Below are 26,997 nucleotides of genomic sequence, written 5' to 3'. Positions count from 1 at the left end.
AACCGGCATCCCTGCCGGTTTACCCCCCAAATCCCTGTCGAATTCCGGCCAGCGTGGTTTGACGGGGCGCCTAAGATCAAGATCAAAAGCAGAGCAAGAGCAAGAGCGGCTCGCTTCGCATCGTGGTTAGCGTCGGCAGTGGCTACAAAAGTTGTGTAGATACCCATGCCCATGAAAGGCCAATACATAACCATTGCATCGCAGTTTGCGCTGCACGCTTATTTACCGGTGCTGCTCACGCAGGCGTTCTGCTCGTCGCCTTGCAGGTATGGCATCAATAGGGGCGCCATGCCTTTGAGCACCTGCACCGGCAGCGCCGAGGTGAAGGTGAAACCCTGCGCCGAACTGCCGGGCACGAAGGCGGTGAGCGTGCCGAAGTGGCGCTCGCCGATATAAAACACAAAGGTGGCGGTGCGGTTGATCGCTTTGGAGCTGAGAATGCGCCCGCCGGCACCGATGGCTTCGATACGGTTATCGCCAGTGCCGGTCTTGCCGCCCATGGCCAACGGTGTGCCGTCGGCGTGTTTGAAACTGCCGGCGACGCGTTTGGCGGTGCCGGCATCGACCACCTGGGAGAGCGCGCCGCGCAGGGCCGTCGCCACCTCGGAAGGCATCACTCGGCGGGCGCGGTCGGGGGCATTGATCAGGCGGGTGTCATAGGGCGTGCCGGCAGCAAAGTGCAGGCTGTCAATGCGCAGCACCGGAATGCGTACGCCGTCATTGAGGATGATGCCCATCAACTCGGCCAGCGCTGCCGGGCGGTCGCCGGAGCTGCCGATGGCGGTCGCCAACGATGGCACCAGATGGTCAAACGGATAACCCACGGCTTTCCAGCGCTGATGAATATCCAGAAACGCTTCGATCTCCAGCATGGTGCGGATACGCCCGTCGCGGGCGCTCTGATGGCGGCTTTTGAATAACCAGCTGTAAACCTCCTGGCGTTCGAACTGACTGGCTTTGACGATCTCGCTGAACGTCGCGTCCGGATGGTTGAGCAGGTAGCCCATCAGCCACAGGTCCAGCGGGTGCACCTTGGCGATATAGCCTTGGTCAGGCAAGTCATAGGCGCCTGGGCCGTAGCTGTCGTACAGCGTGTCGAGGCGTTTGTCGTTCAGCGTCTGCTGGCCTTTGGTTCCCGCCAGGCGCGCACGCAGGAAGCTGTTGAAACTCTCGCGGCTGGCGTCGGGCAGCAGGTATCGGTGCACGGCCGCCAGGCGGATCGGCGTGGGATGCAGACTGTCGAGGAAGGTTTCCAGGCGCGCCTGGGTGTCTTTTTTCTGGTACTTCTTCCAGAACTTGAGCAAAAAAGCGGTGCCTTCGCGGTCGGCGAATTGCGCCAGGTATTCCTGGCGGCGTGGCTCGCTGTCGTCCTTGAGCAACTGCGCGCTGTTGTTGGCGCTGCTGTAGGTGACGTAGCGCACCAGGTCGCGCATCAGGCGGATGAACGGCAGGTTGATCGACTCGCGCAGGGCATCGCGCAGGCTCGGGTTGCGGCCGTTGTCCTGGTTGCGAAAGTTATGGAAGCGGTGCAGGCCGCCACCGGTGAAAAAGCTTTCGCCGGGGCTGGCCGAATAGGTGCGGTCCAAGGCCGCTTCGAGCATGTCTGCCAAGGATTTACCGGGATTTTGCAGCAGGTAGTCCACGGCCCAACGGCTGAGGCGGTCCTGCTCGGCGACCTCGACTTTTTTCAACGCTGCTGGCGTCAATGCGCCGTAGCGCTCATGTAGCTCGGCGATGATTTGCAGGTAGGTGGTCAGCACGCGCAACTTGGCGGTAGAACCCAATTCAAGCTTGCTGCCCTCGTTGATGTCGAACGGCTGGTCGGTGTTGTCGGTTTGCACCCGCACGCGCGCGCTGTCGGCGGTGCGCTCGAACAAGGTAAAGCTGTAGCGCACCTGCGGCGTGCTGGCGGGGGTGAGCAAGCGCTCGCCCAGCAGCCCGATCTCTTTGGCATAGACCGGGTCGGCCAGTTGCTTGAGGTACGCGGTGATCTGCTCCTGCAGTCGGCCTTGCAAGGTGCTGGTGGCGGACAGGTCCAGGCGGTCGAGGTCGTACAGCGGGCGATCGAGCAGCGCGGCCAGGCGGCTGCGGGCCACGCTGATGCCTTTGTTGGCCTCGATCTTCTGGGTGGTCGGTTGTTGCTGCCAGTCGCGGTAGGTGACCTGGCTGGCCAGCGCTGCCTTCAGTAATCCCGGCTCGATCACGCCCTGTTGCGCCAGCAGTCGCAGGTGACTGTCGGTCAACTGCGCCAGCTCATCGCGGCCCTTGGTCAGGTAATGGGACGGGCGGCGCTGGGCGATCATCAGCGACAGCACTTGGCGCAACGCCAGGCCGCGGGCCGCCAGGCTGGGCGCGGTGTTCGTGGTGTCGGCCAGGGCCCGGTTGACCTGGTTGAAGTCGGCGCCATACCACACCCGCAGGCCTTCGGCCATGCCGTGCACTTCGCCGTGGCCGGGCACTGCCGAAAGCGGCACGCTGTTGAGGTAGTCGCGCACCACGTTCTGCCGAGCGAGGAGGGTGTCGGGGCCGTGCTGATAGGCGCGCACACTGGCCGAGAGCATCTGGCGCAGTTTTTCGCTGCCCGACAGGGTCAGGCCGTCCGGCGAATGGCGGTACTTTTCCAACTGCGTGGCCAGGGTGCTGCCGCCCGCCGTTTGCCCCGGCAGGTGCAACTGGCGCGCAACCTGTGACCACGCGGCCTTGGCAAAGCGCGGCCAGTCCACCGCCGGGTTGGCCTGGGCCGGCTGCGGGTCGAGCAACTCGCGGTTTTCGATAAACAGCAGGCTGCGCACCATCAACGGTGGCACGTCGCTGAACTGCTCATACAACTGCGTCGGGTAATTGAATTGATACAGCGGCGCGGCGCGGCAATCGGTGATGCTCAGCCCGGCCTGGATTTTTTCTGCGTAGGGAATAAACAGGCCGTGACGGCTGTAGTTCATCAGCGCCGCGGAGAAGCGTGCCTGGGACTCGATCACGTAATTACGCTTGAGCAGGCGCGGCAGGAAGTCGCCCAGGGCGCTGTAGCCCAGGCGCTGATCGAAGGGCCCGGCGCCGGGGTACAGGATCGCATCGCTGGATCCGGGTTCGACGCGGTAGGTCAACTGCGCGGCCCATTGGCTGAAGGTGCGAGCTTGCCAGCGAGCGCCGTGCATCTCGCGCAACGCGGCAAAACCCAGGGCGAGCAGCACCAGCAGGAGGATCAGCCAGAACAGCCGGCGCCATGGCCGGGGCGGTCTGAATTTTTTCGGCAATGGGGCGGGTGACGGGCTGTCGGCTTCAGCCTGGTGCGAGTCGGTTTGCCACAGTGCGCCCATAGTCGACTGATCCATTCCTACAGATTGATCGGACTTGTCTGAAGCGTAGACGCGAATTGCCTTGCCCATGAAGTTTGTCGACGGGGCAGCACACAGCGCGTCATGGCAGGCGTTAATTGTCTAGGCCAGCGGGTCGCTCGGCGGCGGTTAGCGTTTGATTTTAACTGCCCTCAGAGTATCAACATGACCGCTTCCACCCCTCCAGCCGACTCACAGCACCTCATCACGAGCGAGCAAATCGAAACGTTGTTTCGCGAGCCGCCGTCATTGCTGGCGGTAGCGCAAGAAAGCGCCCAGGCCTACCTTGACCAGCATTTTGCTGAACACAAATGGCAGGCCGGTCTGATTTATATCGCTGCGCCCGCCGACACTGACGGTAGCCTCGTTTACCAGGCCTTGTCCGAGTGGCTGCTGCAACGCCTGGCCCTCGCCGGCCCGGTGTTGCTGGTGGCGGACTATCACGTGGTCGCCCAACGGGTGCGCGAGGTGTTTGTGGAAGGTGGCCCGAGCCTGGTTGAACTGGAACGGCTGATCAACCGTTGCGGCGCGCTGCTGTGGAGGACCTATGTGAAACGCCTGCAAGCCTGGTGGTCTGAAGAGCTGCCGGTGAACATGACGCGCTGGGGCTACCTGTCGGATGACCTGCTGACACTGCTGTATGACTCACCCAAGCCGCCGGGATACAGCGAGGAGCAATTCGCCACACTGTTCCCCAAAACCCTGCTGCATCCGATTCGCCCGGATAACGAGTGGAGCGCCCACGGCGATGCATTGCGGGTGCAGGCGGTTTACCTGGCGGGGCCGCCCGTCGAGATGCTGCCGGTGCTGGTCCTTATTCACGGGCAACAGCGCATGCTGTTCAGCCCGGCCAGTGGCCTGCACCCGCTGCGCGACGAGGACGAAATCGCTGCTTGGTTGCCGGCTTTTGCTGAGGGCGCGCGCGTAGAGCAATGGTTTGCCGAGGACGTTGACAGCGATCCGTTCGACGCCCTGGCCGCGAGCTACCTGGCACGTCAACTGCGCGACATCGACCGGATCGACCGCAACCTGGCACTTGCACCGGGGCAGCATCAGGCGTTGCTCGACTACATCACCGATCCGCGACGCTGGTTCGTCGCCAGCCTGGGCGCACGTCAGCAAGCGCTGCGCAGCGCCATGCCGCTGTGGCTGGCCCACGCCGACGAGCAAGACAGCATCGCCTACGCGCGCCTGCTCCAGGCACTGGTGCTGGCCCGTGAGCAAAATGGCGGTAAACAGTTTCTCGACGGTATCGACTCAATCCGTCAGTTTGCCGATGACGCGCTCAAAACGTGCCTGCACGCTCAACCTGCGGCGCGCAAAGTGCTGCCTGCCGATGTCCGGCTGACCTTTAAACGGGTGATTGCCGCCGCAGTGCCGGTGCCGGGAGGTTTCATAGCGGGCGAAGTCGACCTGATCACCGTAAGCCTGACCGAACTGGCGCTGGAAAACCTGGCCGGGTTCCCTCACACCGTCACCAGCATCACGTTGAACGACGCCCCGGCGCCCGGTTGGTTGACTTACGACCTGCTGAGCGGGTGTGTGCAAACGGCTGACGTCGGCCAGGCTTACCCGGCTTTGTTGAAAAGAAAGCTGTTGGATGATCCAACCGAAAACGCTCGGCGCTTGCAGTTGTTCAAGCGCCAATTACGCGTGCAGTTGCCGATGCTGGCGTTGGAACTGAAGATCAAGGACGAGCACGGCCTGACGCTGGATGGCTTCAGGCGCGTGCAGGCTGCGCTGCAATCGCGCCTGGCCGATCGTACGGTACAGGACCAGGCAATGGCGCTGTGGCCGCTGGCGTTCAAGGCTTCGGCGGCTGCTGACGCCGATGAGGTGACCGCGCACTTCATCATTGGCCCAAGGGCCGGGCAGGCGGGCGTGCATCTGCTGTACCGGCCATTGCTCGAACCGATGTTGCAGGAGTACGCGTCGATCCACGCGTTGTTCGAGGCCATCAAGGCGCCAGGCCCATTACAGGACAGCGTGTTGACCTGGATCGCTCCGGCACGCCAGGCGGTCTACGCCAACGGCGGCTTCAATGAACCGCATATCCGTCGCTTTTTGCCTGGCGATGAGTTCGGCGTGTATGACAAACCGCCGGCGGCGCAACTGCACAAGCAGTTGGGCACGCAAGGCCCCTGCACCCTGGTGTTCAACGGCACGGCAAAGGCTCTGGTTGCCCTGGCTGACCGGCAATCGGTATCGAACGCCGAACAACGCTGGGCCCATATGAAAGAGGTAGGTTGGCTGTTGTTTGCCAGTGTCCTGCCGTTGACCAGCGGGCCGTTGCAATTGGGCGGATGGCTGGTGCAATTGGTCGACAGCCTGCAGCAGGATATTCAGGACCTGGCCAGCGACGATGAACAGGCCAGGAACAAAGCCGTTACGGATGTACTGAGCAACCTGATGGCAATTCTTGCGCACCAGGCCACGCCCCACGCCCCCCATCAGGCGCTGCAACTGGAGCACCCCGTCTTTGCGCCGTTGGCGCACGCCGAGCCCGCCGCGTCGGCGCCTGTTCGTGTCCCCGTGCCTGCAATGTTCCACACCCCGATCCGTTGGAGTAATGCGCGTAAAGACCTGACCACCGCGCAGAATGCTCGGGCACGCCGCCTGAGCCTCAGGGTTTTCTCCGGAGAATGGAGCAACGCCGAGCAAAGCGGCCCGCGCCAGGGTTTGGTCTATGACACTTCCTTTTCACCACCGCAATGGCATGCCTTGGTACGCGGGCACTTGTATCGGGTGGTGGACGAGGCCAATGCGGTGCGGGTCGTCAGCGCCGATGGCCGCGAGAAAGGTCCCTGGTTGAAATCCTTGGGTGACGGGTATTGGGATTTTGATGCGCGATTGCACTTGCCAGGGGGCAATGCCGATTCCGCGCTCGAAGCCGAACTGCAGGCACTTGAAGTGTCCGAGCCGAGCCTTGAACAGCAATATCGTGATGCTGGGCGCGCACGTGACAGGGCCGGTGCAGCCATGATCGTGGCGCGTAAGCTGGCGCGCGAATCAAAGGGCAAGGTTACCGAGGCACAGTTGGCGCAACTTGAGGAACGCTACCGCAAGGAAATGCAGAATAAGGTGACGTCCTCGCAACAAGAGCTGCAATTGCTGATGCGTTTGCGTGCGATCAAACCACGGCCTCGGTATGAAGAAGAACTTTGTGAAGTGCTGGAATCACTGATTCTGGGCCTGCAATTACTGGATGCCGACACGCGTGAGCAGATGCTGCAGATCAATGCGCGCATCCGCCCTCTGCTCGATGTCCTGCAAGATGAGAGTGAGGACGAAGCCGGCTCCGATCTTAATCGCCAGGCCCATGCTGACCTGGACCGCAACATGCGTGAGCAAGTGGCAGCCGAGGAGGCGGCGATTCGCTGGCGCACGCTGGAAAAAACCTATATTGACCAACTCAGGGCAGTGCCGCGGCTTGGGCGCAACAAGGCCCGCGAGCTGCAAAATGACTTGGCTGCACGGCCTTCGGTCCTGGATTTGCAAGCGTTGCAAGTGACCACACTGTGGGGCATCACCATTGATATCGAAGGCCCACCGCTGGAGGCGGAGTTTTTTGACAGCTTGAACCAGGTGATCAATCGTGCCCGCTGGGCCAGCCGCTCCCTGGCGGACCTGGAGCATCTTTCCATCGCGCGGGAAGAACGTGTAGAAGTGCTCAAAAGCCTGGGGCGCATCTATGCGCTCACCGACGACCACATTCAGTTCTGGCGCGCCATGGCGCCGGACACCTTTGACTTGGCCAATCTGCAAAAACTCCAGACGTTGCTGTCTGGCCTGCACCGTCAGGTTGAGGAGCAACTGGCTGACCTGCTGGACACCGCCCCCGGCGTGGTGTCGGTCAAGGCAGAGGCAGCAGGCTCGCGGCAAAAAAAGATCATCCGCACGCGCAACCGCGATGTGTATGTGGCCCGGGTCAAAGGCCCGACCGGCACCGCAGAGCTGGTGGACGACAAGGGCAGTGTGATCGCCACCTTCACCGAGGCCGACGACGGCGTATGGGAAGCGGTGGAACCGCCGGCCAAACCCCGTACGGCCAACCCGCAACTGGGTGCGCTGGTGAACAAGGGCCTGCGGCTGTTGGCAGGCGTCGACAACGCGATTGCGAAGGTGCAAGGCATGTCGGACAGGTGTGAGCCCGAATCCCTGCAAGCCCTGTTGGCGGCGCAAGCCAACAGTCGGCGCATGGTGGCGGCGGATATCGACAGAAAATTACGCAGCCTGGACGTTTCACGGCTGGCCGCCACCCAGCAGGCCAACGCCAGGGTGCGGGCCAGCGACTTGCGGGCCGCGGCGACGCGCCTGGAGGCGGCGGGTGTCGAGGCGCGTGTCCGGGCCAGCAAACTCAAGCTGACGCGGGCCGAAGATGTCGATTTCCTGCACGCGCTCAATGAGGTGCGCATCCAGCGACAAGGTGCCCGCGTACGCCTCAAGGGTAAAACCGTGGATTTTCTGCAAGTCTATGTTGTGCAGGATGCGCAAACGGCGCAGCCGCTGTGTTACGCGCACTTTCACTATGGAACCCGCCTGGGCCCGGACGATCACTACACCGCCGCCCACATCAAAAGCCCCGAGCAGCAGCGACTGGGGCGCCAGGCCCAGGCCGAAGCTGAAGCCCAGGCGTTCGCCCGAATGCGCAGCGGCCAGACCGGGCGCGTGCAGCAAACCCTGGACATCGACCGTGCGAGCATTTCCCGGCTGCTGGCCAGACGTTTGTTTTTCAGTGTGGACTGAACGGCACGCCGGCTCCCACATTTGAACGGCCTCGGGGTGCAGAACCGCGCCATCATGTGCTTGCCCCCAGGTGTCCCGATCCTGACCGGTTATGCAATACTCTGCGCCGTTTCGCGCCGGGAAGGCCGATCTAGACGCTTGGTGCTTGCACCGTCCAAGCGGTTTTTCTCGGGGCTTATCGCCAAATTTCCCTGTTTATTGAGTGAAAAGACCTGACGTTAGCTTTTTATACTGCACGCCCGCTGACCTGTGCGCGTGAGTCGCACCAGGCGGATTTGCCCATGAGGCGAGTCCGGTCCAGCCGGTGTATCAGCCCATCCGCGGATACGCCCAGGCTCGGTGGCTAAATCCAATAACAAAATGAGGTTGTATTCCTATGCCTGTCGGCAAACCACTGCCCCCTGGCGAGACCGCTCAAGGCGGCCCGCTCAAACGCGAACTCGGCGAACGGCATATCCGCCTGATGGCGCTCGGCGCGTGTATCGGTGTGGGGCTGTTCCTGGGATCGGCCAAGGCCATCGAAATGGCCGGCCCGGCGATCATGCTCTCCTACATCATTGGCGGCCTGGCGATCCTGGTAATCATGCGCGCCCTCGGAGAGATGGCCGTGCACAACCCGGTGGCCGGTTCGTTCAGCCGCTATGCGCAGGATTACCTCGGTCCATTGGCAGGCTTTCTCACCGGGTGGAACTACTGGTTCCTGTGGCTGGTGACCTGCGTCGCAGAAATTACCGCGGTGGCGGTGTACATGGGGGTCTGGTTCCCCGATACGCCACGCTGGATCTGGGCACTGGCGGCGCTGATCAGCATGGGCACCATCAACCTGATCGCGGTCAAGGCGTTCGGTGAGTTCGAGTTCTGGTTCGCGCTGATCAAGATCGTCACCATCATTGCAATGGTGATCGGCGGCGTCGGTATCATCGCCTTCGGTTTCGGCAATGACGGCGTGGCGTTGGGCATTTCCAACCTGTGGACCCATGGCGGCTTCATGCCCAATGGTGTGCAGGGCGTGTTGATGTCCCTGCAAATGGTGATGTTCGCCTACCTGGGCGTCGAGATGATCGGCCTTACCGCCGGTGAAGCGCGTAACCCGCAGAAGACCATTCCCAGCGCCATCGGCTCGGTGTTCTGGCGCATCCTGCTGTTCTACGTGGGCGCGCTGTTCGTGATCCTGTCGATCTACCCGTGGAATGAAATCGGCACCCAGGGCAGCCCGTTCGTGATGACCTTCGAGCGTCTGGGCATCAAGACTGCCGCGGGTATTATCAACTTCGTGGTGATCACCGCCGCGCTGTCGTCCTGCAACGGCGGCATCTTCAGCACCGGGCGTATGCTCTACAGCCTGGCGCAGAACGGCCAGGCGCCGGCGACGTTCGGCACCACCTCCAGTAACGGCGTGCCACGCAAGGCCTTGCTGTTGTCGATCTTTGCCTTGTTATTGGGCGTACTGCTCAACTACCTGGTGCCGGACCAGGTGTTCGTATGGGTGACGTCCATCGCCACCTTCGGCGCGATCTGGACCTGGCTGATGATCCTGCTGGCCCAGCTCAAATTCCGCAAAGGCCTGAGCCCGGCGGAGCAAGCCGGCCTCAAGTACCGCATGTGGCTGTACCCGGTCAGCTCCTACCTGGCGCTGGCATTCCTGGTGCTGGTGGTGGGCCTGATGGCGTACTTCCCGGAGACCCGTGTGGCGCTGTATGTCGGGCCTGCGTTCCTGGTGCTGTTGACCGTGTTGTACTACGTATTCAAGTTGCAGCCCGCCGTCGCCAATAGCAGCGCGACCCGCTCCGTTTAAATGTGCGGGCTTGCCTGCGAAAGCGGTGGTTCAGTTGCCATCCTGGTGTCCGGCGGCGTCGCTAACTATGTAGTCGCGACGACGGCGCGGCTGGCGTAGCGTTGGTCCAGGCGCTTGTTCAGGTCCAGCCATGCCGCCAATAAGCCCATCAACACAGCGCCCGCCAAGGCCGTGGATAACTTGATCGCCAGGCTGTCGCCGGCCATGGCATTGAGCATGTCGGCCAGTGGCGCCAGCACCACGCCCAGGCAAAACACTTCCAGGGAGTAACGCCCCATCCTCGCCAATTGCAGGGCCAGCCACTGCTGCGTCCAGCCGACGTCGGGGAGCAATTTGGCGGTGACGTAGGCCAATGCCAGGAAGTGCAGCAGGCGCACCGGGGACAGATCGGTCTTGCTGATGGGGTACAGCCATTCGCCAATTACGCGTGGCATCCAGGCGTCATGCACCTCGGGCCAGCGCCAAGACAAGGTGATCACACAGGTCACCAACACGTAGAGCGCAGCGGCCACGAACAAGGGTTGGCGCAGCACCGGCCGCGCTTCGGCGCGGCTGGGTGAGCGCAACGCGGCTGCGCCGCCGAGGATGAACAAGCATTGCCAGGTGATGGGGTTGAAGTACCACACTCCGCCGTTGCTCGCGGGCAAATTCCAGCCCTGCCAGGGCGCCAGCAGGTACACCGCCACCGAGATCGCCACCATCACGTTGGGCACATACACCAGCAGTGGCAGGGTGAGCGGCAGGCTCAGGATCAGCACGATGTACAACGGCAACGGGTCGGTGAGGTTGGGCTTGAAGCGCAGCAGCAACTCATCCATCAAGGCCTGTTGGGTATCGCTGAGAAAATACCCCAGGCCCATTTCCTGCACCAGGTCGCGAGTCTCGATATGGCTGTTGGCGAAAATCACGATGCCCATCAACAGCGCCAACAGGAAAATATGCGCCACGTAGAGTGTCCACACCCGACGCAGGATTTTCAGGCAGGCGAAGAGATAGCCCTCGCGCTGCAGAATCTTGCCGTAGGCCAGCACGGCTGCGTAGCCGGCCAGGAACACGAAGATTTCCGCGGCGTCACTGAACCCGAAGTTCTGCACGGTGATGTTGGCGAGGGGGTTGTGAGGCACGTGATCCCAGAAAATGAAGATCAACGCCAGGCCCCGAAAAAAGTCGATGCGCGGGTCGCGTCCGTTCAGCATGGCAGCGGGCTCTTGAACAAGTTGTTTAATGACGATAGGTGAGCGCGGGCGTCGCCGCACGTCGGGCGGGCGGAGGTTGGCGGTATTTGTAAGCAATTGCAAAGGCTGGGTATTACTGAATGTCTCTAGAGATCAATGATCACCAGGGTGCCCTGGCTGCCGGCGAGCACACCGTGGGCAGTGCCGGCTTCCACCAGGTACATCTGGCCGGCGTCCACCCTGATGGCTTGATCACCGATGCGCAGGTGCAAGTACCCACTGATCACCAACAACCCTTCGTTGTAGTCGTGGGTTTCTTCCTCGTACGTCTGTTCATCCATGCGCAGTACTTTGATCCGCGCCGGGCCAACCTGGCCCAGGCGTGTGGATGTCCAACTGTCGGGCAGTTGCGCGGCGATTGCGGCGAAGTCCAGTAACGGCATGTGAATCTCCTTGTTTTCAACGATGCCGTCGGTGGTCCGGTTCAGCAGGCGGTGGGTCTTGTCAGAAAGTGTCCATCAACAAGACCCGGCACGGCTTGGCTTGATGCTCATTGATCTGGGGCACCAACCGGGTGAAGTGCTCGGTCTGGCAGTGCGCATCCAGCGCCGCTTGATCTGGCCATTGCTCGATAAAAATGAAGTGCCCAGGGTCTTTTTGATCGATGAACAAATCGTAGGCGATGCACAGCGGTTCCTGGCGGGTTTTTTCCACCAGTTCAGCGTACCAGGGGCGCACGGTTTCCAGGTGTTCGGGCTTGATAAAGTCTTCGGCGATGACTTTCAACATGCTAGGTGTCCTTTAGGCTGCAGCAATTTCATGCGGCTCAAAACTGTCCGCCCGCGCCATCTGCCACATCCGCGAATAAAACTCGCCGTTCACTTCCCCTGTGAGCAATTCCCCAGGCTTCAGGAATACATGCAACTGCGAAAACAGTTTGATCTCGGTCGCCGACATGCGTCGTACCAAGTGCTTGGCCGACAACTGCGACGGGTGATCGAGCCCGGCGGCGGCGAGCATTTCTGCCAAAGCGTGCAGCGTGTTGCGGTGGAAGTTGAACACGCGCTGGGCCTTGTCCGGCACCACCAGCGCGCGTTGGCGCAGCGGGTCTTGGGTGGCGACGCCAGTCGGGCATTTGTTGGTGTGGCATGACTGCGACTGAATGCAGCCAATGGCGAACATGAAACCACGCGCCGAGTTGGCCCAGTCGGCGCCGATGGCCAGGACGCTGGCGATGTCGAAGGCGCTGACGATCTTGCCGCTGGCGCCGAGCTTGATCTTGTCGCGCAGGTTCAGGCCCACCAGGGTGTTATGCACGAACAGCAGGCCTTCGCGCAGCGGCACGCCGATATGGTCGGTGAATTCCACCGGCGCGGCACCGGTACCGCCTTCCTTGCCGTCCACCACGATAAAGTCCGGAAGGATGCCGGTTTCGAGCATGGCCTTGGCGATGCCCATGAATTCCCACGGATGGCCCAGGCAGAACTTGAAGCCCACAGGTTTGCCGCCGGACAGTTCGCGCAACTGAGCGATGAACTGCATCAGCTCGATCGGCGTGGAAAACGCGCTGTGACGCGACGGCGAGATGCAGTCTTCACCCATCATGATGCCGCGGGTGTCGGCGATTTCCTGGGTGACCTTGTGCTTGGGCAAAATCCCGCCATGGCCGGGCTTGGCGCCTTGGCTCATCTTGATTTCGATCATGCGCACTTGCGGGTTCTGGGCCTGCACAGCGAAGCGTTCGGGGTCGAAACGGCCGTCGCTGGTGCGGCAGCCGAAGTAACCGCTGCCCAGTTCCCAGGTGAGGTCGCCGCCGTTTTCGCGATGGTAGGGGCTGATGCTGCCTTCGCCGGTGTCGTGGGCAAAGTTGCCGAGCTTGGCGCCGTGGTTGAGTGCCCGGATCGCGTTGGCGCTCAATGAGCCGAAACTCATCGCCGAGATATTGAACACCGACGCCGAGTACGGCTGTGTGCACTGTGGGCCGCCGACCATCACGCGAAAACTGCTGGGGTCGCTCAGTGGCGCAGGGCGCATGGAGTGGCCGATAAATTCGAAGCCTGACTGGTACACGTCAATCAGGGTGCCGAAGGGTTTGTCTGCCGTTTCGTTCTTGGCGCGCGAATACACCAGCGAGCGCTGGGCGCGGGAGAAGGGCAGGGCGTCGCTGTCAGACTCCAGCAGGTACTGGCGGATTTCCGGGCGGATGGTTTCTACCAGGTAACGGATATTGCCCAGGATCGGATAGTTGCGACGCACCGCATGGGGGCTTTGCAGCAGGTCGACAATGCCGATCAGGCTGAGTACGCCGGTTACCAGCGTGATCGGCCACAGCCATTCATGTTCGATAAAGGGGAGGCTGGCGAGGGTGAAAATGACGCACACAGCAAAGAAGGCGTAGCGGCTTAACAAGGACAGGCTCATACGGTTTCCTTGGGTTCGGACTCTTCAGGTCGATTAACCATTCTGCACCTGTCGACAAAGCACGGACAAGGATTGATCGTCCAGTCAGCTATTTGAGCCTCTGCGTATTTGTACCGACAAAAAAACTATCAGCTTGATCAGGAACGTATTGCTGCCCCGTCACCATTCATTGAGTGTCTGGTTGTGACCGGGCGCTGTGAAGTAAGGACACTTTATCAAGAGGGAGTTTATAACGACCAAAACGAGTGACTTACCTATGACGACATCGATAGCGGTAGCGAATGTTTTTTCCAATGTCTGGAATTCTGCCCCCTCCAGCCACGATTGGAATAAAAGCCAGTTAACCGGCCCGCTACGGGAGCAAGTCGCCCAAGAACACAAACGCATTGAAGGCATCGAAAAACCTGAGCAGGATGTGAGCCGAAAGCCGGAGATCGCCACAGGCCGCCCACCGGGTGATAACCGCACCGCCGAACAAATCATCAACGATAATCCGATCCTCAAAAAACTGGGTCATCAAAAAGATATCAATCGCTCATTGGCTTACAAACTTCTTGGGGATTGGACGAGCAACAACAAAGACCCGGACGCACGGGCTGATGCAGCCTTCAACGCTGCGCGGGTGCTCAACTATATCGATACGTCCTTATCGGCTGACGGAGAACACCGAGGCAAGGCCCACGGCAATGGCGACCTTGAAGGCATTACCCATAGCGGCGACGCTCGGCACGGTACACCTGCAGGCGTGTGGAAAGACTTTACGGAGCAGGGTTATTTAGCCTTGCGTGAGCATCACCGTCTGGATAGTACCAGCGACACCCATGTCAGGAAGGACGGCACCAACAAAGATAACGTGCAATGGGCTGCCGGCGAGGCTGGAAAGAGAACCCGGTTTATCCCTGGACTCAGCAACATTCTTCTAGGTATTGGCGATTCGGAACCGGGAGTGATCGGAGCTATCAAAGGGGCGAAGGCGGGTTTTGACAAAACTCGGGCTGATGGTTTCGATGAAGCGCTCGCCAGCGCTACGAGAGGAAATCTTGTCGGCGTCGTTAAAGGGTATATCAATGCCGTGAAGAACAACGAAGCCAAGCCGAATGAGGCCCAGTCAGCACTGGATAAGATCAGCAGTTAAGCCAGTTTGGTTTTTAATGGTTGGACGCCCCAGGAAACGGATTTCCAGAAGGCCCCATAGCTCCTCGCGCTCTACCTTTATTGCAAGAGGTTCTCGTTTGGATGTTCGGTGTTGTGTTACTGTATAACAAATCAACCGCACCCAGACGCCCCGGAGGCCTCATGAAAGCTGGTATCCACCCCGACTACCGCACCGTGCTGTTCCACGACACCGCCGCCGATGTGTTCTTTCTCATCGGTTCCACTGCTGACAGCGATCGCACCCAGAAACACAGTGACGGCAACACCTATCCCTACATCCCGCTGGACGTCTCCAGCGCCTCGCACCCGGTCTACACCGGCCAGCAGCGCAAGACCCAGGCCGAAGGCCGGATTGCCGGGTTCAACAAGCGTTTTGCATCGTTTGGGTCGAGCCCGAAAAAAGCTGACGCATGAGCATGATTCGGCGGCGTGCCCTACGCCGCCGTCTGCCGAATCGGCAGCACTACCCGAAACTTCGTACCCTTGCCCACCTCACTGCTGACGCTGATATCGCCACGGTGTTTCTTGACGATCCCGTAAGACAACGACAAACCCAGCCCGGTACCTTCGCCCACAGGCTTGGTGGTGAAGAACGGGTCGAAAATCTTCTGCACGGTGTCGGGGGCAATCCCACAGCCGTTGTCTGCGACTTCCAGCCACACGTTCTCGCCGTCCACCCCGTTGCTGATGGTGATGGTGCCGCGCTCAGGGCCCATGGCTTGTGCGGCGTTGATCACCAGATTCATCACCACCTGGTTGAGTTGCGAAGCCAGGCACTCGATTTCTGGCAGCGGCGTGTAGTGCTTGACCACATCGGCCTTGTACTTGAGTTCGCTGGCGACGATGTTCAGCGTCGAATCAATGCCTTGCTGCAGGTTGGCGAATTGCCAGGTCTGGTCGTTATCCACCCGTGAGAAGTTCTTCAGGTCCTTGACGATCTGCACCACACGGCCGATGCCGTCCTTGGATTCGCGGATCAGGATCGGAATGTCGTCCTTGAGAAAATCCAGGTCCAGCTCGTTGCGCAATGCCATGAGCGGTTCGCGATGTTCTGGCGCCCCGATGTGCGCTTCGCTGCGCTGGTAGGCATCGAGCATCTGTTGCAGCTGCTTGAAGTAACTGTCGAGGGTGCTGAGGTTGGAGGAAATAAAGCCCACGGGGTTGTTGATCTCATGGGCGACGCCGGCCGCGAGTTGCCCCAGCGAGGCGAGTTTTTCCGACTGCACCAGTTGGCTTTCCAGGTGCTTGCGCTCTTCAATTTCCAGTTGCAGCGCTTGGGTGCGCTCTTCCACCAACCGCTCCAGCTGCGAGGTTTGCAAGGAGGCGCGGCGCGCCATGTCCCATTTGTTGGCCAGGGTGTTGGCCATTTGCTGGACTTCTATGTTGTCGAACGGCTTTTTCAGGATCAGCAGGCGGTCGTGGGCGTGCAGGCGAAACAACAGGTCATCCCAGGAATAGTCCGAGTAGGCGGTGCACACCACCACTTGCAGGTCGGGGGCGACTTTCCACAGTTCTTCAATGGTCTTGGCGCCGTCCCAACCCTGGGGCATGCGCATGTCAACGAAGGCCAAGGCATAGGGGCGCTGTTGCGCCATGGCGCTGGTCAGCAAGCCCAGGCCTTCCTCGCCGCCATACGCGCCGTGCAGTTCGAATGCCTGGGCTTGAGGTTTGGCGGTGTCGCCGAACAACGCCGACTCCATTTCATCCAGCGCTTCGGTTGAGGCTTCGTCGGGCATCAGGATCTTGCGAAAATCCTCATGGATGGACGGTGTGTCATCGATCAGCAGGATGCGCCGGTTGGGAGGTTGGTTCATGAGCTGCTTCCGGCAAGTGTCATGGGGATGGTCAAGGTGAAGACGGCGCCAAGGCCCGGCCCGTCGCTGTGGGCGCTGAGCTGGCCGTTCATTTCCACGGCGGCCAGGGCGCAGCTGTGCAGGCCGAAACCGTGGCCCTCCTTGCGGGTGGTAAAACCGTGGGTGAAGATGCGTGCCATGTTCTCGGGCGGTATGCCTTCGCCATCGTCCTTCACACTGATCTTCAGGGTCTCGTCGCCTACCGATTCCACCGCCAGGGTGATTTGCCGTGGCCGCTCAGACAGTTTGTCCATGGCGTATTTGGCGTTGCTGATCAGGTTGACCATGATCAGCAATAACCTGTGCTTGTCCGCCAAGATCTCCGGCACCGGGGCGTACGCCTTCACAACAGTGACATGGTGACGGCTCAGCGCGCCGGCGTTCATGCGCAGGGCGTCGTCCATCAAGGCGCTGATATTGACCGGCTCCAGCAAGGTAGACGCACCCGCATAGGATTGCTGGGTTGAGACGATGTCCTTGATGTGGTCCACGCTTTTGCTCAACTGCGCCAGCTCATCGCTCATGCCTTGCTGTTCGATGGCAATCGCTTCGACCAACTGGTTCAGATAGCCCGGCAGCAACTTGCCCTTTTCATCCTCGGTAAGGAAGGTGCCCAGGTCGCCTTGGTGAGCGTTGATCAGTTGCATGGCCTTGCCCAGGCCGAGTGCCTTGCTGCTGCGCAGCTTGCGGCTGACCAGGTCGGCAGAGATGTTCACACTGTTGAGCACGTTACCGACGTTGTGCAGCACGTTGGTGGCGATCTCCGCCATGCCGGCCTGGCGGGCGCTGTTCATCAGCTCGCTCTGGGCATCCTTGAGCTGTTGCGTGCGCCGCTCCACCCGTTGTTCCAGGGTTTCGTTGGCGGCCTGCAACGCGCGGTTGACGCGGTTGATCTCGGCGAAACTGCGCAACAGGCGCACCGCCAGGTAAAGCAGCAGCACCACCAGCAAGGTCGAGAAGATCAGCAGGTAGCGATGGTACTGATGATCGATGAGGTCCGTAGCCTGCTGGTCCTGATTGAGGTGAGTGGTCAGGTCATCGAGGTGTTCGGCCACCGGCACGGCGGCAATCCGCTCGAGCAGGCTGTTGACCAATGGCTGTTCGCGCAGGATCAGCGAAATATGATTGCTGAGGATCTCCACCGGTGCCTGGAACTCGCTGGGCAGGCTCTGTTGGTTGATGGCCAGCTTGCCCAGGCCCACCAGGATATCGGCGGCACGTTCGTCGCTGGTGACTTGGGCGAACTCCAGGCTGCTGAGCAGCAGGTCGTAAGTGTCGGTGGCCACGCTTTGCAGTTGCAGGCGGCCTTCGTCGGTCATGCTGTTGAATTGGGCCTGGATGTCGTCTTCGGCCGTCGGCAAAAAAGCCAATGAGTTACGCAGCACTGCGTTGTGGGATTTGAACTGGTCGACGAGCCGGGCTTTTTCCTCGATGGCCGTCAGATACGCCGCATGGCTGGCTTGCCAACCGGGCAGGTCGGCAGCGCTGTGGTAGGTGTCGCGGCTTTCCAGTTCAGCCCCGATACGGGTCATCTCGGTCAGCGGTGTGACCAGTGGGTCGTAGTTGTGGGTGATCGCGATGCGGGCCTTGAGTACTTCGCTGTCCCACTGAGCATTGAGCTGCTGGAGTTGGCGGATCAAGTCGCGCGACTGGGTATAAGTGGCTGTCTGGTCGCGTGAAGACTTGAGGTACAAAAACACCAGGGTGGAGGCCAGGAACAGGGTGATGAGGCCTAGCAGGATTTGGCTGGTGCGTCGGCGTGACAAGGGTCTCATAACGGCTTGCCCGCCCATTCGCCGGTCAGGGTCTTGAGAAATTGGATAATCAGGTCCTTGTCTTCCTGGGACGGGTTGCGCCCCAACTGGTACTTGAACATCACGTCAACCGCCTCTTCAAGGGTCTTGGCCGAGGCGTCGTGGAAGTACGGCGCCGTGACGGCCACATTGCGCAGGCTGGGCACCTTGAACACATGGCGGTCTTCCTCATCCTGGGTCAGCAGGTAGCGTCCCAGGTCCGATTCCAGCGGGTTGCCGCGGGCCTTGAAGTAATCGCCCATCACGCCGAATTTCTGGAACATATTGCCGCCAATGTTCACGCCCTGGTGACAGGCAATGCAGCCGTAATCCTTGAAGCGTTGGTAGCCGTATTTTTCCTGGCGGGTCAGGATATCGGTGTTGCCCAGCAAGTATTGGTCAAACCGCGAATTGGGTGTCAGCAGCGTACGCTCGTAGGTGGCCAGGGCGTTTTGCACATTGGAAGCGGTGACGCCATCGGGATAGGCCTGTTTGAACGCGTTCTGGTAGGCGGGCAGGGCGGACAGGTTGCGCACCACGCTATTCCAGTCGCTGCCCATTTCCACCGGGCTGATCACCACCTGCTCGACCTGGGCCTGCAGCGTGTCCACCCGACCGTTCCAGAACTGTTTGAAGTTCAGGCTGGCGTTGAACACGGAAGGGGTGTTGATCTGCACCGGTTTGCCGTCAAAGCCAATGGAGAATGGCTTGTTGTCGGCACCGCCGCTGGTCAGTTGGTGACAGCTCGCGCAGGACAAGGTGTTGTTGACCGACAAACGCGGCTCGTTGAACAGTTGGCGACCCAACTCAACCTTGGCCGGGTCCAGTACTGGAACCGCCGGCAAGGGCTTGAGCGCTTCGTCCAGCGGCGCGGCTGACAGCGATGCGGTGCCCAGGCATAACGCGAACATCAGGCCGGAACGGTGGTTTACGACATTGCTCAAGCGAGCACTCCTTGCAGGCCCAGGGCTATTTATTTTATTGATCCGGCATCAGTGTCGCGCTATCCGTTTGCAGCAACTGCACAAAATCTTTCGAAGGCAGCGCCTTGCTGAACAGAAAGCCCTGGCCCTCCTCACACCGCTGGGCTTTGAGGAAGTTCAATTGGTCGACGGTTTCCACACCTTCGGCAATGATGTTCAGCTCCAGGCTCTTGCCCATGCCGATGATAGCGCTGATCAGTTGTTCGTCCTGGCTATTGATGCGCAGGCCGCGCACGAAGGATTGATCGATCTTCAGCACGTCGATGGGAAAGCGCCGCAGGTAGCTGAGGCTGGAGTAGCCGGTGCCGAAATCGTCCAGGGCCAGGCGGATGCCCATGGCCTTGATCTTTTGCAGGGTCTCCACGGTTTCGTCGACGTTCTGCATCAGCACGCTTTCGGTGATTTCCAGTTCCAGTTGGGTGGGCGGCAGGCCTGTTTCTTTCAGGATGGCGGCCAGGTTGTCGACGAAGTCCCGTTGGCGAAAGTCGATCGCCGAGATGTTCACCGACATGCGCAGGGGCGCCAGGCCCATCTCACGCCAGGCTTGGGCTTGTGTGCAGGCTTGGCGCAGGACCCACTGAGTCAGGCGCACGATCAGGCCGCTGTCTTCGGCGACCGGAATGAACTCCGCCGGGCTGACCCAACCCGACTGCGGTCGAAACCAGCGGGTCAGCGCTTCCGCACCGACGATGCGCCCGGTCTCCAGCGCCAGCTTGGGTTGGTAATGCAGCACAAACTCATCGCGGTTCAGCGCCTGGCGGATCGCGCTTTCCAGGTTTTGCTGGTGCTGGGCGCGCAGGTTCATGTCTTCGGTGTAAAAGCTGAAATCCCCCGGGCCGCGTTCTTTGCTGGTGCGCATCGCGGTTTCAGCGTGCTTGAGCAAACCCACGGCATTGTCGCTGTCATCGGGGTAAATACTGATGCCCAGGCTGGCGCTCACACTCAGGTCATGCCCCGCGACATGGCGAGTCGCGCTGACAGCATTGAGTACCTTTTGCGCAATGTGCTGGGTTTGCTGGGGATGCAGGATATCGTTAAGCAGCACCACAAACTCGTCGGAGCCATAACGAAACACCGAATCCGACGCCCGCACCGCCGCCACCAGGCTCAGGCTGACCTGCGCAAGCACCTCGTCGCCGGCCGGATAGCCCAGGGCGTTGTTGATGCGCTTGAAGCGGTCGAGCCCCAGAAACATCACCGCCAGTTGCGTGTCGTGCCTGCGGGCCAAGGCGATCGCCTGGGTCAGGCGGTCGCCCAGCAACGTGCTGTTGGGCAACTCCGTCAGGGCGTCGTATTGCAATAAATGCGAGACCTTGAGCAGCTCCTGCACGCGTTCCTCGATGGTGCGCTCCAGGCTGATCACCTTGAGGGCCGCGTCTTGGGCCAGTTGCCATTTCCAGGTCAGGGCGCTGGCCATCTGGCGGATTTCCAGGTGGTCGAAGGGCTTTTTCAGGATCAGCAGTTGGTCGTTGTATTTCAGGCGCGCCTCGATGGCCTCGAAGGAGTAGTCGGAATAGGCCGTGCAGAGCGCGATTTGCAGGTTGGGGTCCGCCTCCCACAACTGTTCGATGGTGTGCAGGCCGTCCCAGCCTGGGGGCATGCGCATGTCGATAAACACCATGGCGTACGGCGAGTGGGCGTCCAGGGCTTTCTTGACCAGCGCCAAGGCTTCCTGGCCCTGGTAGGCCGAGTCCAGGTCAAACGCCTGGCGCACCGGTGCGGTGGTGCCGAACAGGGTGGACTCCAGGGTGTCGAGGGAGGGCTCGCCATGCTCGTCGGCACAGAGGATCTTGCGAAAATCCTGGTGGATCGAAGCCGTGTCATCCACGATCAGGATGCGCCGGTTGGCCCGGCCCGATTCCGTCCTCATGGCGCACTCGGCACGTGCAAAAGGCTTGATGGCATGACAATTCCTTCCCTGGTTCTACAACTGAACGGGGCGCGAGCATGCAGTGCAGCATAGTTGAGTTCCCTTGATATCGACGGCCAGTTGGCGTCAAATCAATCGCGCTTTGTATTGCGCGGATTCAATTTAGCCTAACTTCGTTTAATTTGAAGGCAGAGTCGCCATGGATGAACAACTCGCTACGAAGTCCGCTGTTTTGCTGGTCGACGATGAAGAGTCGATCCTTAACAGCCTGCGCCGCCTGTTGCGCGGCCAGCCCTATGACGTGGTATTGGCCACCAGCGGCGCCCAGGCGCTGGAGATCATGGCGACCCGGCCTATCGATCTGGTGATGAGCGATGCGCGCATGCCCGGCATGGACGGCGCCACGCTGCTGGCCGAGGTCCACCGCCTTTATCCCGCCACCAGCCGCATCCTGCTCACCGGCTACGCCGACCTGACCACCATCATCAAGGCGATCAACGACGGGCAGATCCACCGCTACATCAGCAAACCCTGGAACGACGAAGAGTTGCAACTGGTGTTGCAGCAAACCCTCGAGCACCAACGCCTTGAACGCCTGGCCCGAGACCAGACCGAACAGCTCAAGCTACTCAACGCCACCCTGGAAAAACGCGTGGCGGCGCGTACCGCCGAGTTGCAACAAACCGCCGACATGCTCGACCTGGCCTACGATGAGCTCAAGCGCAGCTACGTGACCGGGACCGAAGTGTTTTCGCTGCTGGCCAACCTGCGCTTGCCCAAGGACAAACAGACCAACCGTGCGTTGATCGAGTTGATCCGGGTGTATTGCGCCGCCCAGTCCATGGACGAATCCAGCACCCGTGACCTGACCATGGCCGCCGCGTTGTACAACATCGGCAAGTTGAGCTGGACGGACAGCATGATGGTTGCACCGTCGGACAAACTGCACAGCACCGACCGCGGCTTGTACCGTGAGTATCCGGGGCAGAGCGAGTCGCTGCTGATGACCCTTGAGCCGATGAAGGACGCGGCGCGGATCATTCGTCATCACCAGGAACGTTGGGACGGCACGGGGTTTCCCGACCACCTCAAGGGCGATACCATCCCGCCCGGTTCACGGCTGCTGAAGCTGGCGGTGGACTTTATCGAATTGCAGAAAGGCCTGATCCTGGAGCGGCACCTCAACAGCGACGAGGCGCTGCTGTATATCCGCAAGTACGCCGGGCGCCTGTATGACCCGGCGTTGGTGGAAGATTTCGTGCAAGCCTGCGCCACCTTCCTCAGCGATGTGACCCTGGGTGATCCGACGGTAAAAGTCCTCTCCACCCGTGAGCTGGAAGCCGGCATGGTGCTGGCGCGCAACCTCAATGCCGACAACGGCATGTTATTGCTCAATGCCGGCAAGGTGCTGAACTTGCCACTGGTGGACAAGCTGATCGCGTTCGAGGCGATGGAGGGCGCCAAGTACAGTGTGTTTATCAGGGCGCCGGACGAGGTGCCGCCCCTCCTGTAGTTATACGCCCCAGGCTACGTGCTTGCTGGCGTGGTAATCAAAGATACCCCTGATGATGTAGACATCTTTGCCACCTTCTTTGCCGTTTTGTTCAATTGCCACGCGCCAAAGACCACGGCCCGTGCCGGGCTGCACCTGAGGGAGATCGACATAGGTGAAGTTGCCTATTCGCTTGCGGCTGAGGCGACCGGCTTGGATATCCTGGGTGATCTCCTCAAGTTTGGCGGTGGCAGGGGCGGGCAAGAGTTTTTTCTGGGTTTGCGCCAGTTCATCCAGCTTCACGATGTTGATGTGCGGATCGCGAGTGGGCACGACTTCCGGCCCGACAGGCAGCGCCGGCGCTGGCCTTTCAACTCTATGGGTTTGAACGCGGGGGACTTCAAACTCCAGAGGCGTTGCAAACTTGGGCAGGGCTTTTTCGAATGCTGTGACGTCTCTACTGTCTACCATCGCTACGCCAGTATCTGCCCCATGCTGGCCTCGGGATAGGGCGATATAGGGAATACCGGATTTTTTGAAATCCTCTGAAAAGGAGGTGACTTGAAGCTTGGCGAGTTTGGCCTTGAAGGTCTCCGTCATAAAAGCATCCATGGTGCTTTTTGTCTCAGGCAGCAGTAAGAATTGACGTATCGCCTCCTGGCGTGTAATTCCCAGATCCGAGGCGAGTTGATTAATACGTACGAGGTGTTCGGGCTTGTATGCAAACACTTTCAGTGCAGCATCCCGCCAAGTATAAAGTTCATATTTTGCTGCGAATTTATCCATCGCATGCTGGTGTTTGTGGGTGATGGCGTACCCGACAAATTGTGCGCCAGTATCGGGGTCGGCAACGGCAATCGATGTTCTGATTTGTTTGTCGAGGTTCTCGTTTTTGCCAATGAGCCTTTTGACTTTTTTAAACAGTTCTTCCTTGTCCCGCGCAGACAGGGGTTGCGCAAAATGTTGTGTCGACAGGTGTATATGTTCAACGGTGGCCAGTTCGAGCCGCAGGTTTAACAGGGAACTACGTAATCTCTCTTGATTGGCTCGGCTCAAGCTTTTCGAGTTCGACATCCAGCGGCGAAATTCATCTTCATCCAGGGTGCCAAGCTGTTGTCGGGCGCGAGTGATCAAATCGAGCTTCAGGGAAGCGTCGGTTTGTTCTATGACGCGCACGAAATCCCGCATTTCCCCTTCTGTTGCAAAAAGCCGCATCGCCGCGATCAGGTCCGCATCCACTTGCTGTTCAGGGGTGAGAGGACGCAGGGCACCCAGAACGGAACCTCCGCCCACAGCGTCTCGTTCGAAACGGGGCTTCCAGCTCTTTGCGTCTCCCGGTACGACCATAAAGTCCACGTGGTGACCTGCCGGGTCTTTTACATAGCGTGCGCCGTCTTCTACATAGGACTGATACAGGTGATAGCGGCCTGTTGGGTCGCGCATCGCGATGAACTGGTTATTGTGTTTATCAAAAAAACACGGTGCGCGGCCCGACTGGCGCGACAGTCTGTATCGGTGGGTGTCGGCAAACTCCACTACGTCAAAGAACGGCTCTATTTGTTCAGGCAACCGATATGGCATCACATTGACCCAGGCGGGTTCCAACGGGCGGAGGGAGGCACCCGTCAGTACAATGGCGGTGCTCCTGTCCGTACCGACTTTACTGGCCAGCCCCGGAATGCGCCGCCCCAGCTGCTTGGCCACGCCTAATCCGCGGTTGATAGCTCGGCGCAAAAACGACAGGGCGGTTTTGCCGGGTATCAACCCGAGCAGAAAATCGGCAGTTTCCACCCCGAACATAAAGGCGTTTACCGCCGATTCGCGGAAAATTTGCGCATTGCTCCGTGAACGGTAGTCGGCGTGCGCGAGTTGAAAACCCAGTTGCGCCGAATACAGGTATGCGTGGAAATTGCCGGTTATCGGCGTCAAGGTATAGCGGTACACACTGCGCGTATCGTTGAAGATCCGTGTGATCTCTTTCGTATCCTTAGTGGCCATCTGGGAAGTGAAATAGGTCTGCCATTCCGGTTTTGCTTTCAGCGTGTCCAGCTCCACCAGCCCCTTGGTCAGCTCCCGGAAGGCAACGCCATCTGGTGCATCCGGGGTATACAGCACACTGACCCCGTCAGGCTTGGTGCCTTTTCGATGAATGACCAGGACACGATGCATGACCTGCCCGCCTTGGCCCCTCTCTTGCGCGGCGCCCAATACCAGCAGGTTGACTTCTATCTCGAATTCGCTGACTCGGGGGCGGGTGGTTGAATCAGGGTGTTCAGTGACAGCTTTTATCCAGTCAAACCCACTGCCTGGCGTCTGGAATGTAAACAGTTTGGCTGCGTCAGGGTTGAGACGGTTCTCAAGCGCGTCCTTATTCATTTTTGCTGCGTTGGCGCGCTGCCAGACTGTAGCGAAGCTGCTTGTCCCGCTGCTCAGCGAGAAGGTTGACCGCAGATACGTATCGTATTTTTGGCCAATGTCAGCTTCTGTTGCGAGTGCGCGCAAATCATCGTTGCCAAGTTTTCCGTGAGGGTTGCCGGCTGTGTCAATAATGTTGGCGGTGGCACTGATCGTTCTATGTATGCCATGCACCGACCATGGGTCGACATTACGTTGGGTATAACTTCCCAGTGTGCGCAGATCCACCACGGTTTGGGTACGCCAGGTGCCCCACATCAGTTTTTTGCCTGGCAGGCACTGCGGGATATTGATCTTGCGGTCTTCGCTGATGTAGACAATGGTGGCTTCCTCGTTACGATACCCGGTCATCTCGGCCGACCGGGAGGACGTTGTGACGCGCAGATGAACCAGGCTTCTATAAGGGTCAATATCAACGTTGGCATACACAGGTTTCTGTTTTTTCAGCACCTTGTCGGTCTCCTGTTGGGAGAACGCTTCCAGTGTCAAGATTCTCTCAAGATGAGGTGTGAGTTCCTCATTGCTGTCGATCAGTTCTTGTTCCAGTTGCCTGTACCGAGCCTGGTCTTGCTCGCCGGCGGTTTTCAACCATGCGGGTTCGGCCGTCAACAGGCGTAGATTGCGCACCATAAAAGCATTAGCGACATCCCACTGTGGCGTCAGGTCTGCGGCCAGGTCGAGCTCGCCTGTGGAGGGCAACGTCTCCCTGCGCAAGGCTTCGCGAACGGAGAAATGTTGCCTGACTCGCAATGCGCGGACACTGTCAGCAATCACGTCAGCGTCTATCTGGGACGGGGCCGTCGTCAGTACGGGCAAGCCGCTCAGCGCGGTACGAGCGGCTGTCGGCAGGCTTGCGATCAACAGCTTGCCTGGCGCTGCGCCGTCTTGTATGCGGGCTGCGACGGTGTCATTCAAACGCGCCAGGTTTTCAAACTCCTCAAACTCCTCGCTTGGGCTATAGAGCATCACTTTGCCCGTCAGAGGCGTCGTGCCCTTGGGGGTCAGAATGAATGCGCCGGCGAATTCACTGCCATTCTCCAGGGCCAGTCGGTACACCGTGGGCCTGTTGTCGACGGTAAACACCTGTTCACGTACCGCAGCACTTGGGTACTTGAGCACGTTCTGCGCCAGCGTCCGTGCATGCGCCGACAACGTGCCGTCCACCGAGCGCAATGCCAGTTGATGGGCTAGCACTTGTCGTCGCAGCGCGACCAATTGCTCCTCCGTGTTGGGTTGGGAGGGCTCGCCAGCCCCCCAGAATGTATTCAGGCTCAACGTGATGGCTATTTCCAGCCTGGCGGCCAGGGTTGTCGTCGAGGCATTGGCAGAGAGGATTTTATCGGTGTCCAGGGTGTTGCATTCGCGGTAGAAGGCGCCGCTCTCCTGGGTCAGATAAGACTCTGCGCCAGGCGCGCGTAAGGTGGCCAGCAGCGAGCCCAGTGGTTCGCAGGACAGCAGGTGCTTTTGTCCTTCCTGGTCTTCGCGATAGCGGCTATAAAAAATCTGGTTGGGATTGATGGGCAGATGTGCATCGGGAAACATCTCGGCCAATTGCTGCTGGTACACGCGGCCGACACTCGGCTGTCGCCTTACCAGCTCAGAGGTCTGTGCATTGAGTTTGTCGAGTTCACGGGTGAGGTAAGCCAGTTGTTCTTCGGCAGAAAGTGAAGCCGGCGGCACGACCGCAAGCGTCATCGGTTGCACGGTAGGGGTTGACGTGCTGTCGGCCGGCAGCGGTTGCGGTTCGTCAGTGGATGATTCTTTGAGGGTGGGCAATGAATTGTGCATGAGTAAACTCTTATAAAAGAGCGCGGCGCACCGAGGTGCAGCGAGCCCTGCTGAATATGAGTTTGCGAGTTTAGGGTGGCCGAAACTGGACCCTGTGGTGTATGTATGTCGGAAAAAATCGCCCTGCACTCGCGAGTTGCGTGTGCAGAATGCGCGTGGGATCCTTGGCCGCTTTT

The 26,997-nt window shown here is 59.9% G+C and carries 15 protein-coding genes; 5 read left to right on the top strand and 10 right to left on the bottom strand.

Annotated elements, in window-relative coordinates; translation table 11 throughout:
* Positions 1-218 precede the first annotated feature (218 nt).
* Complete coding sequence (locus ACTJLA_RS07450; protein ID WP_314548191.1) at positions 219-3,317, bottom strand: transglycosylase domain-containing protein; 3,099 nt, start codon at positions 3,315-3,317, stop codon at positions 219-221.
* Between the two features lie 183 nt (positions 3,318-3,500).
* On the opposite strand from ACTJLA_RS07450, the gene ACTJLA_RS07445 reads away from it, so the two are divergent.
* Positions 3,501-8,081, top strand: coding sequence for a hypothetical protein (locus tag ACTJLA_RS07445; protein WP_314548189.1), 4,581 nt, complete (start codon positions 3,501-3,503; stop codon positions 8,079-8,081).
* A 376-nt stretch (positions 8,082-8,457) separates the two neighbouring features.
* Positions 8,458-9,876, top strand: coding sequence for an amino acid permease (locus tag ACTJLA_RS07440; protein ID WP_054897689.1), 1,419 nt, complete (start codon positions 8,458-8,460; stop codon positions 9,874-9,876).
* Positions 9,877-9,941: 65 nt separating this feature from the next.
* On the opposite strand, the gene ACTJLA_RS07435 is transcribed toward ACTJLA_RS07440, so the two are convergent.
* The 4 genes from ACTJLA_RS07435 to ACTJLA_RS07420 form a co-directional block, all read right to left on the bottom strand.
* Positions 9,942-11,072: an OpgC domain-containing protein gene (locus tag ACTJLA_RS07435; protein ID WP_314548186.1), complete on the bottom strand. Its 1,131-nt coding sequence runs from the start codon at positions 11,070-11,072 to the stop codon at positions 9,942-9,944.
* A gap of 125 nt (positions 11,073-11,197) precedes the next feature.
* On the bottom strand, positions 11,198-11,494 hold the full coding sequence (locus ACTJLA_RS07430) for a cupin domain-containing protein (RefSeq protein ID WP_057976091.1): 297 nt from the start codon (positions 11,492-11,494) through the stop codon (positions 11,198-11,200).
* A gap of 61 nt (positions 11,495-11,555) precedes the next feature.
* Positions 11,556-11,840 carry a putative quinol monooxygenase gene (locus tag ACTJLA_RS07425; protein ID WP_054917577.1) on the bottom strand — a complete coding sequence of 95 codons (285 nt, stop codon included), beginning with the start codon at positions 11,838-11,840 and terminating at the stop codon, positions 11,556-11,558.
* A 12-nt stretch (positions 11,841-11,852) separates the two neighbouring features.
* A complete protein-coding gene (locus ACTJLA_RS07420; RefSeq protein ID WP_054897693.1) occupies positions 11,853-13,472 on the bottom strand; it encodes an FMN-binding glutamate synthase family protein in 1,620 nt (539 codons plus the stop codon).
* Positions 13,473-13,728: 256 nt separating this feature from the next.
* Between ACTJLA_RS07420 and ACTJLA_RS07415 the strand changes: the two genes are divergently transcribed.
* Together ACTJLA_RS07415 and ACTJLA_RS07410 are read left to right on the top strand one after the other, a co-directional pair.
* Entirely contained in the window at positions 13,729-14,607 is an 879-nt protein-coding gene (locus tag ACTJLA_RS07415; RefSeq protein WP_089041311.1) for a hypothetical protein, read from the top strand.
* Between the two features lie 161 nt (positions 14,608-14,768).
* The gene (locus ACTJLA_RS07410; protein ID WP_034126440.1) at positions 14,769-15,041 is read left to right on the top strand and encodes a type B 50S ribosomal protein L31; all 273 of its coding nucleotides are present in this window, start codon (positions 14,769-14,771) and stop codon (positions 15,039-15,041) included.
* A 20-nt stretch (positions 15,042-15,061) separates the two neighbouring features.
* Here ACTJLA_RS07410 and ACTJLA_RS07405 read toward each other — a convergent pair whose 3' ends face one another.
* The 4 genes from ACTJLA_RS07405 to ACTJLA_RS07390 are packed head-to-tail and all read right to left on the bottom strand — an operon-like array spanning position 15,062 to position 21,126.
* Positions 15,062-16,441: an ATP-binding protein gene (locus tag ACTJLA_RS07405; RefSeq protein WP_089041310.1), complete on the bottom strand. Its 1,380-nt coding sequence runs from the start codon at positions 16,439-16,441 to the stop codon at positions 15,062-15,064.
* On the bottom strand, positions 16,438-18,255 hold the full coding sequence (locus tag ACTJLA_RS07400; protein ID WP_034126442.1) for a DAHL domain-containing protein: 1,818 nt from the start codon (positions 18,253-18,255) through the stop codon (positions 16,438-16,440). Before ACTJLA_RS07400 ends, ACTJLA_RS07405 begins: the two co-directional genes overlap by 4 nt.
* The gene (locus tag ACTJLA_RS07395) at positions 18,252-19,217 is read right to left on the bottom strand and encodes a cytochrome-c peroxidase (protein WP_054917580.1); all 966 of its coding nucleotides are present in this window, start codon (positions 19,215-19,217) and stop codon (positions 18,252-18,254) included. Before ACTJLA_RS07395 ends, ACTJLA_RS07400 begins: the two co-directional genes overlap by 4 nt.
* Positions 19,218-19,251: 34 nt before the next feature.
* Positions 19,252-21,126 (bottom strand): putative bifunctional diguanylate cyclase/phosphodiesterase, encoded by a 1,875-nt coding sequence (locus ACTJLA_RS07390; RefSeq protein ID WP_314548177.1) that lies wholly within the window; start codon positions 21,124-21,126, stop codon positions 19,252-19,254.
* 199 nt (positions 21,127-21,325) lie between these two features.
* Between ACTJLA_RS07390 and ACTJLA_RS07385 the strand changes: the two genes are divergently transcribed.
* Positions 21,326-22,639 carry an HD domain-containing phosphohydrolase gene (locus tag ACTJLA_RS07385; protein ID WP_314548175.1) on the top strand — a complete coding sequence of 438 codons (1,314 nt, stop codon included), beginning with the start codon at positions 21,326-21,328 and terminating at the stop codon, positions 22,637-22,639.
* Here ACTJLA_RS07385 and ACTJLA_RS07380 read toward each other — a convergent pair whose 3' ends face one another.
* Positions 22,640-26,821, bottom strand: a complete 4,182-nt coding sequence (locus ACTJLA_RS07380; RefSeq protein WP_314548174.1) for a hypothetical protein — start codon at positions 26,819-26,821, stop codon at positions 22,640-22,642.
* Between the last annotated feature and the right edge of the window lie 176 nt (positions 26,822-26,997).

It is taken from the genome of Pseudomonas sp. 22072, from assembly GCF_052046095.1.
Lineage (GTDB): Bacteria > Pseudomonadota > Gammaproteobacteria > Pseudomonadales > Pseudomonadaceae > Aquipseudomonas > Aquipseudomonas paracarnis.
The sequence above is the reverse complement of the archived record's forward strand: the minus strand, read 5'-3'. Positions and strand labels throughout refer to the sequence as shown.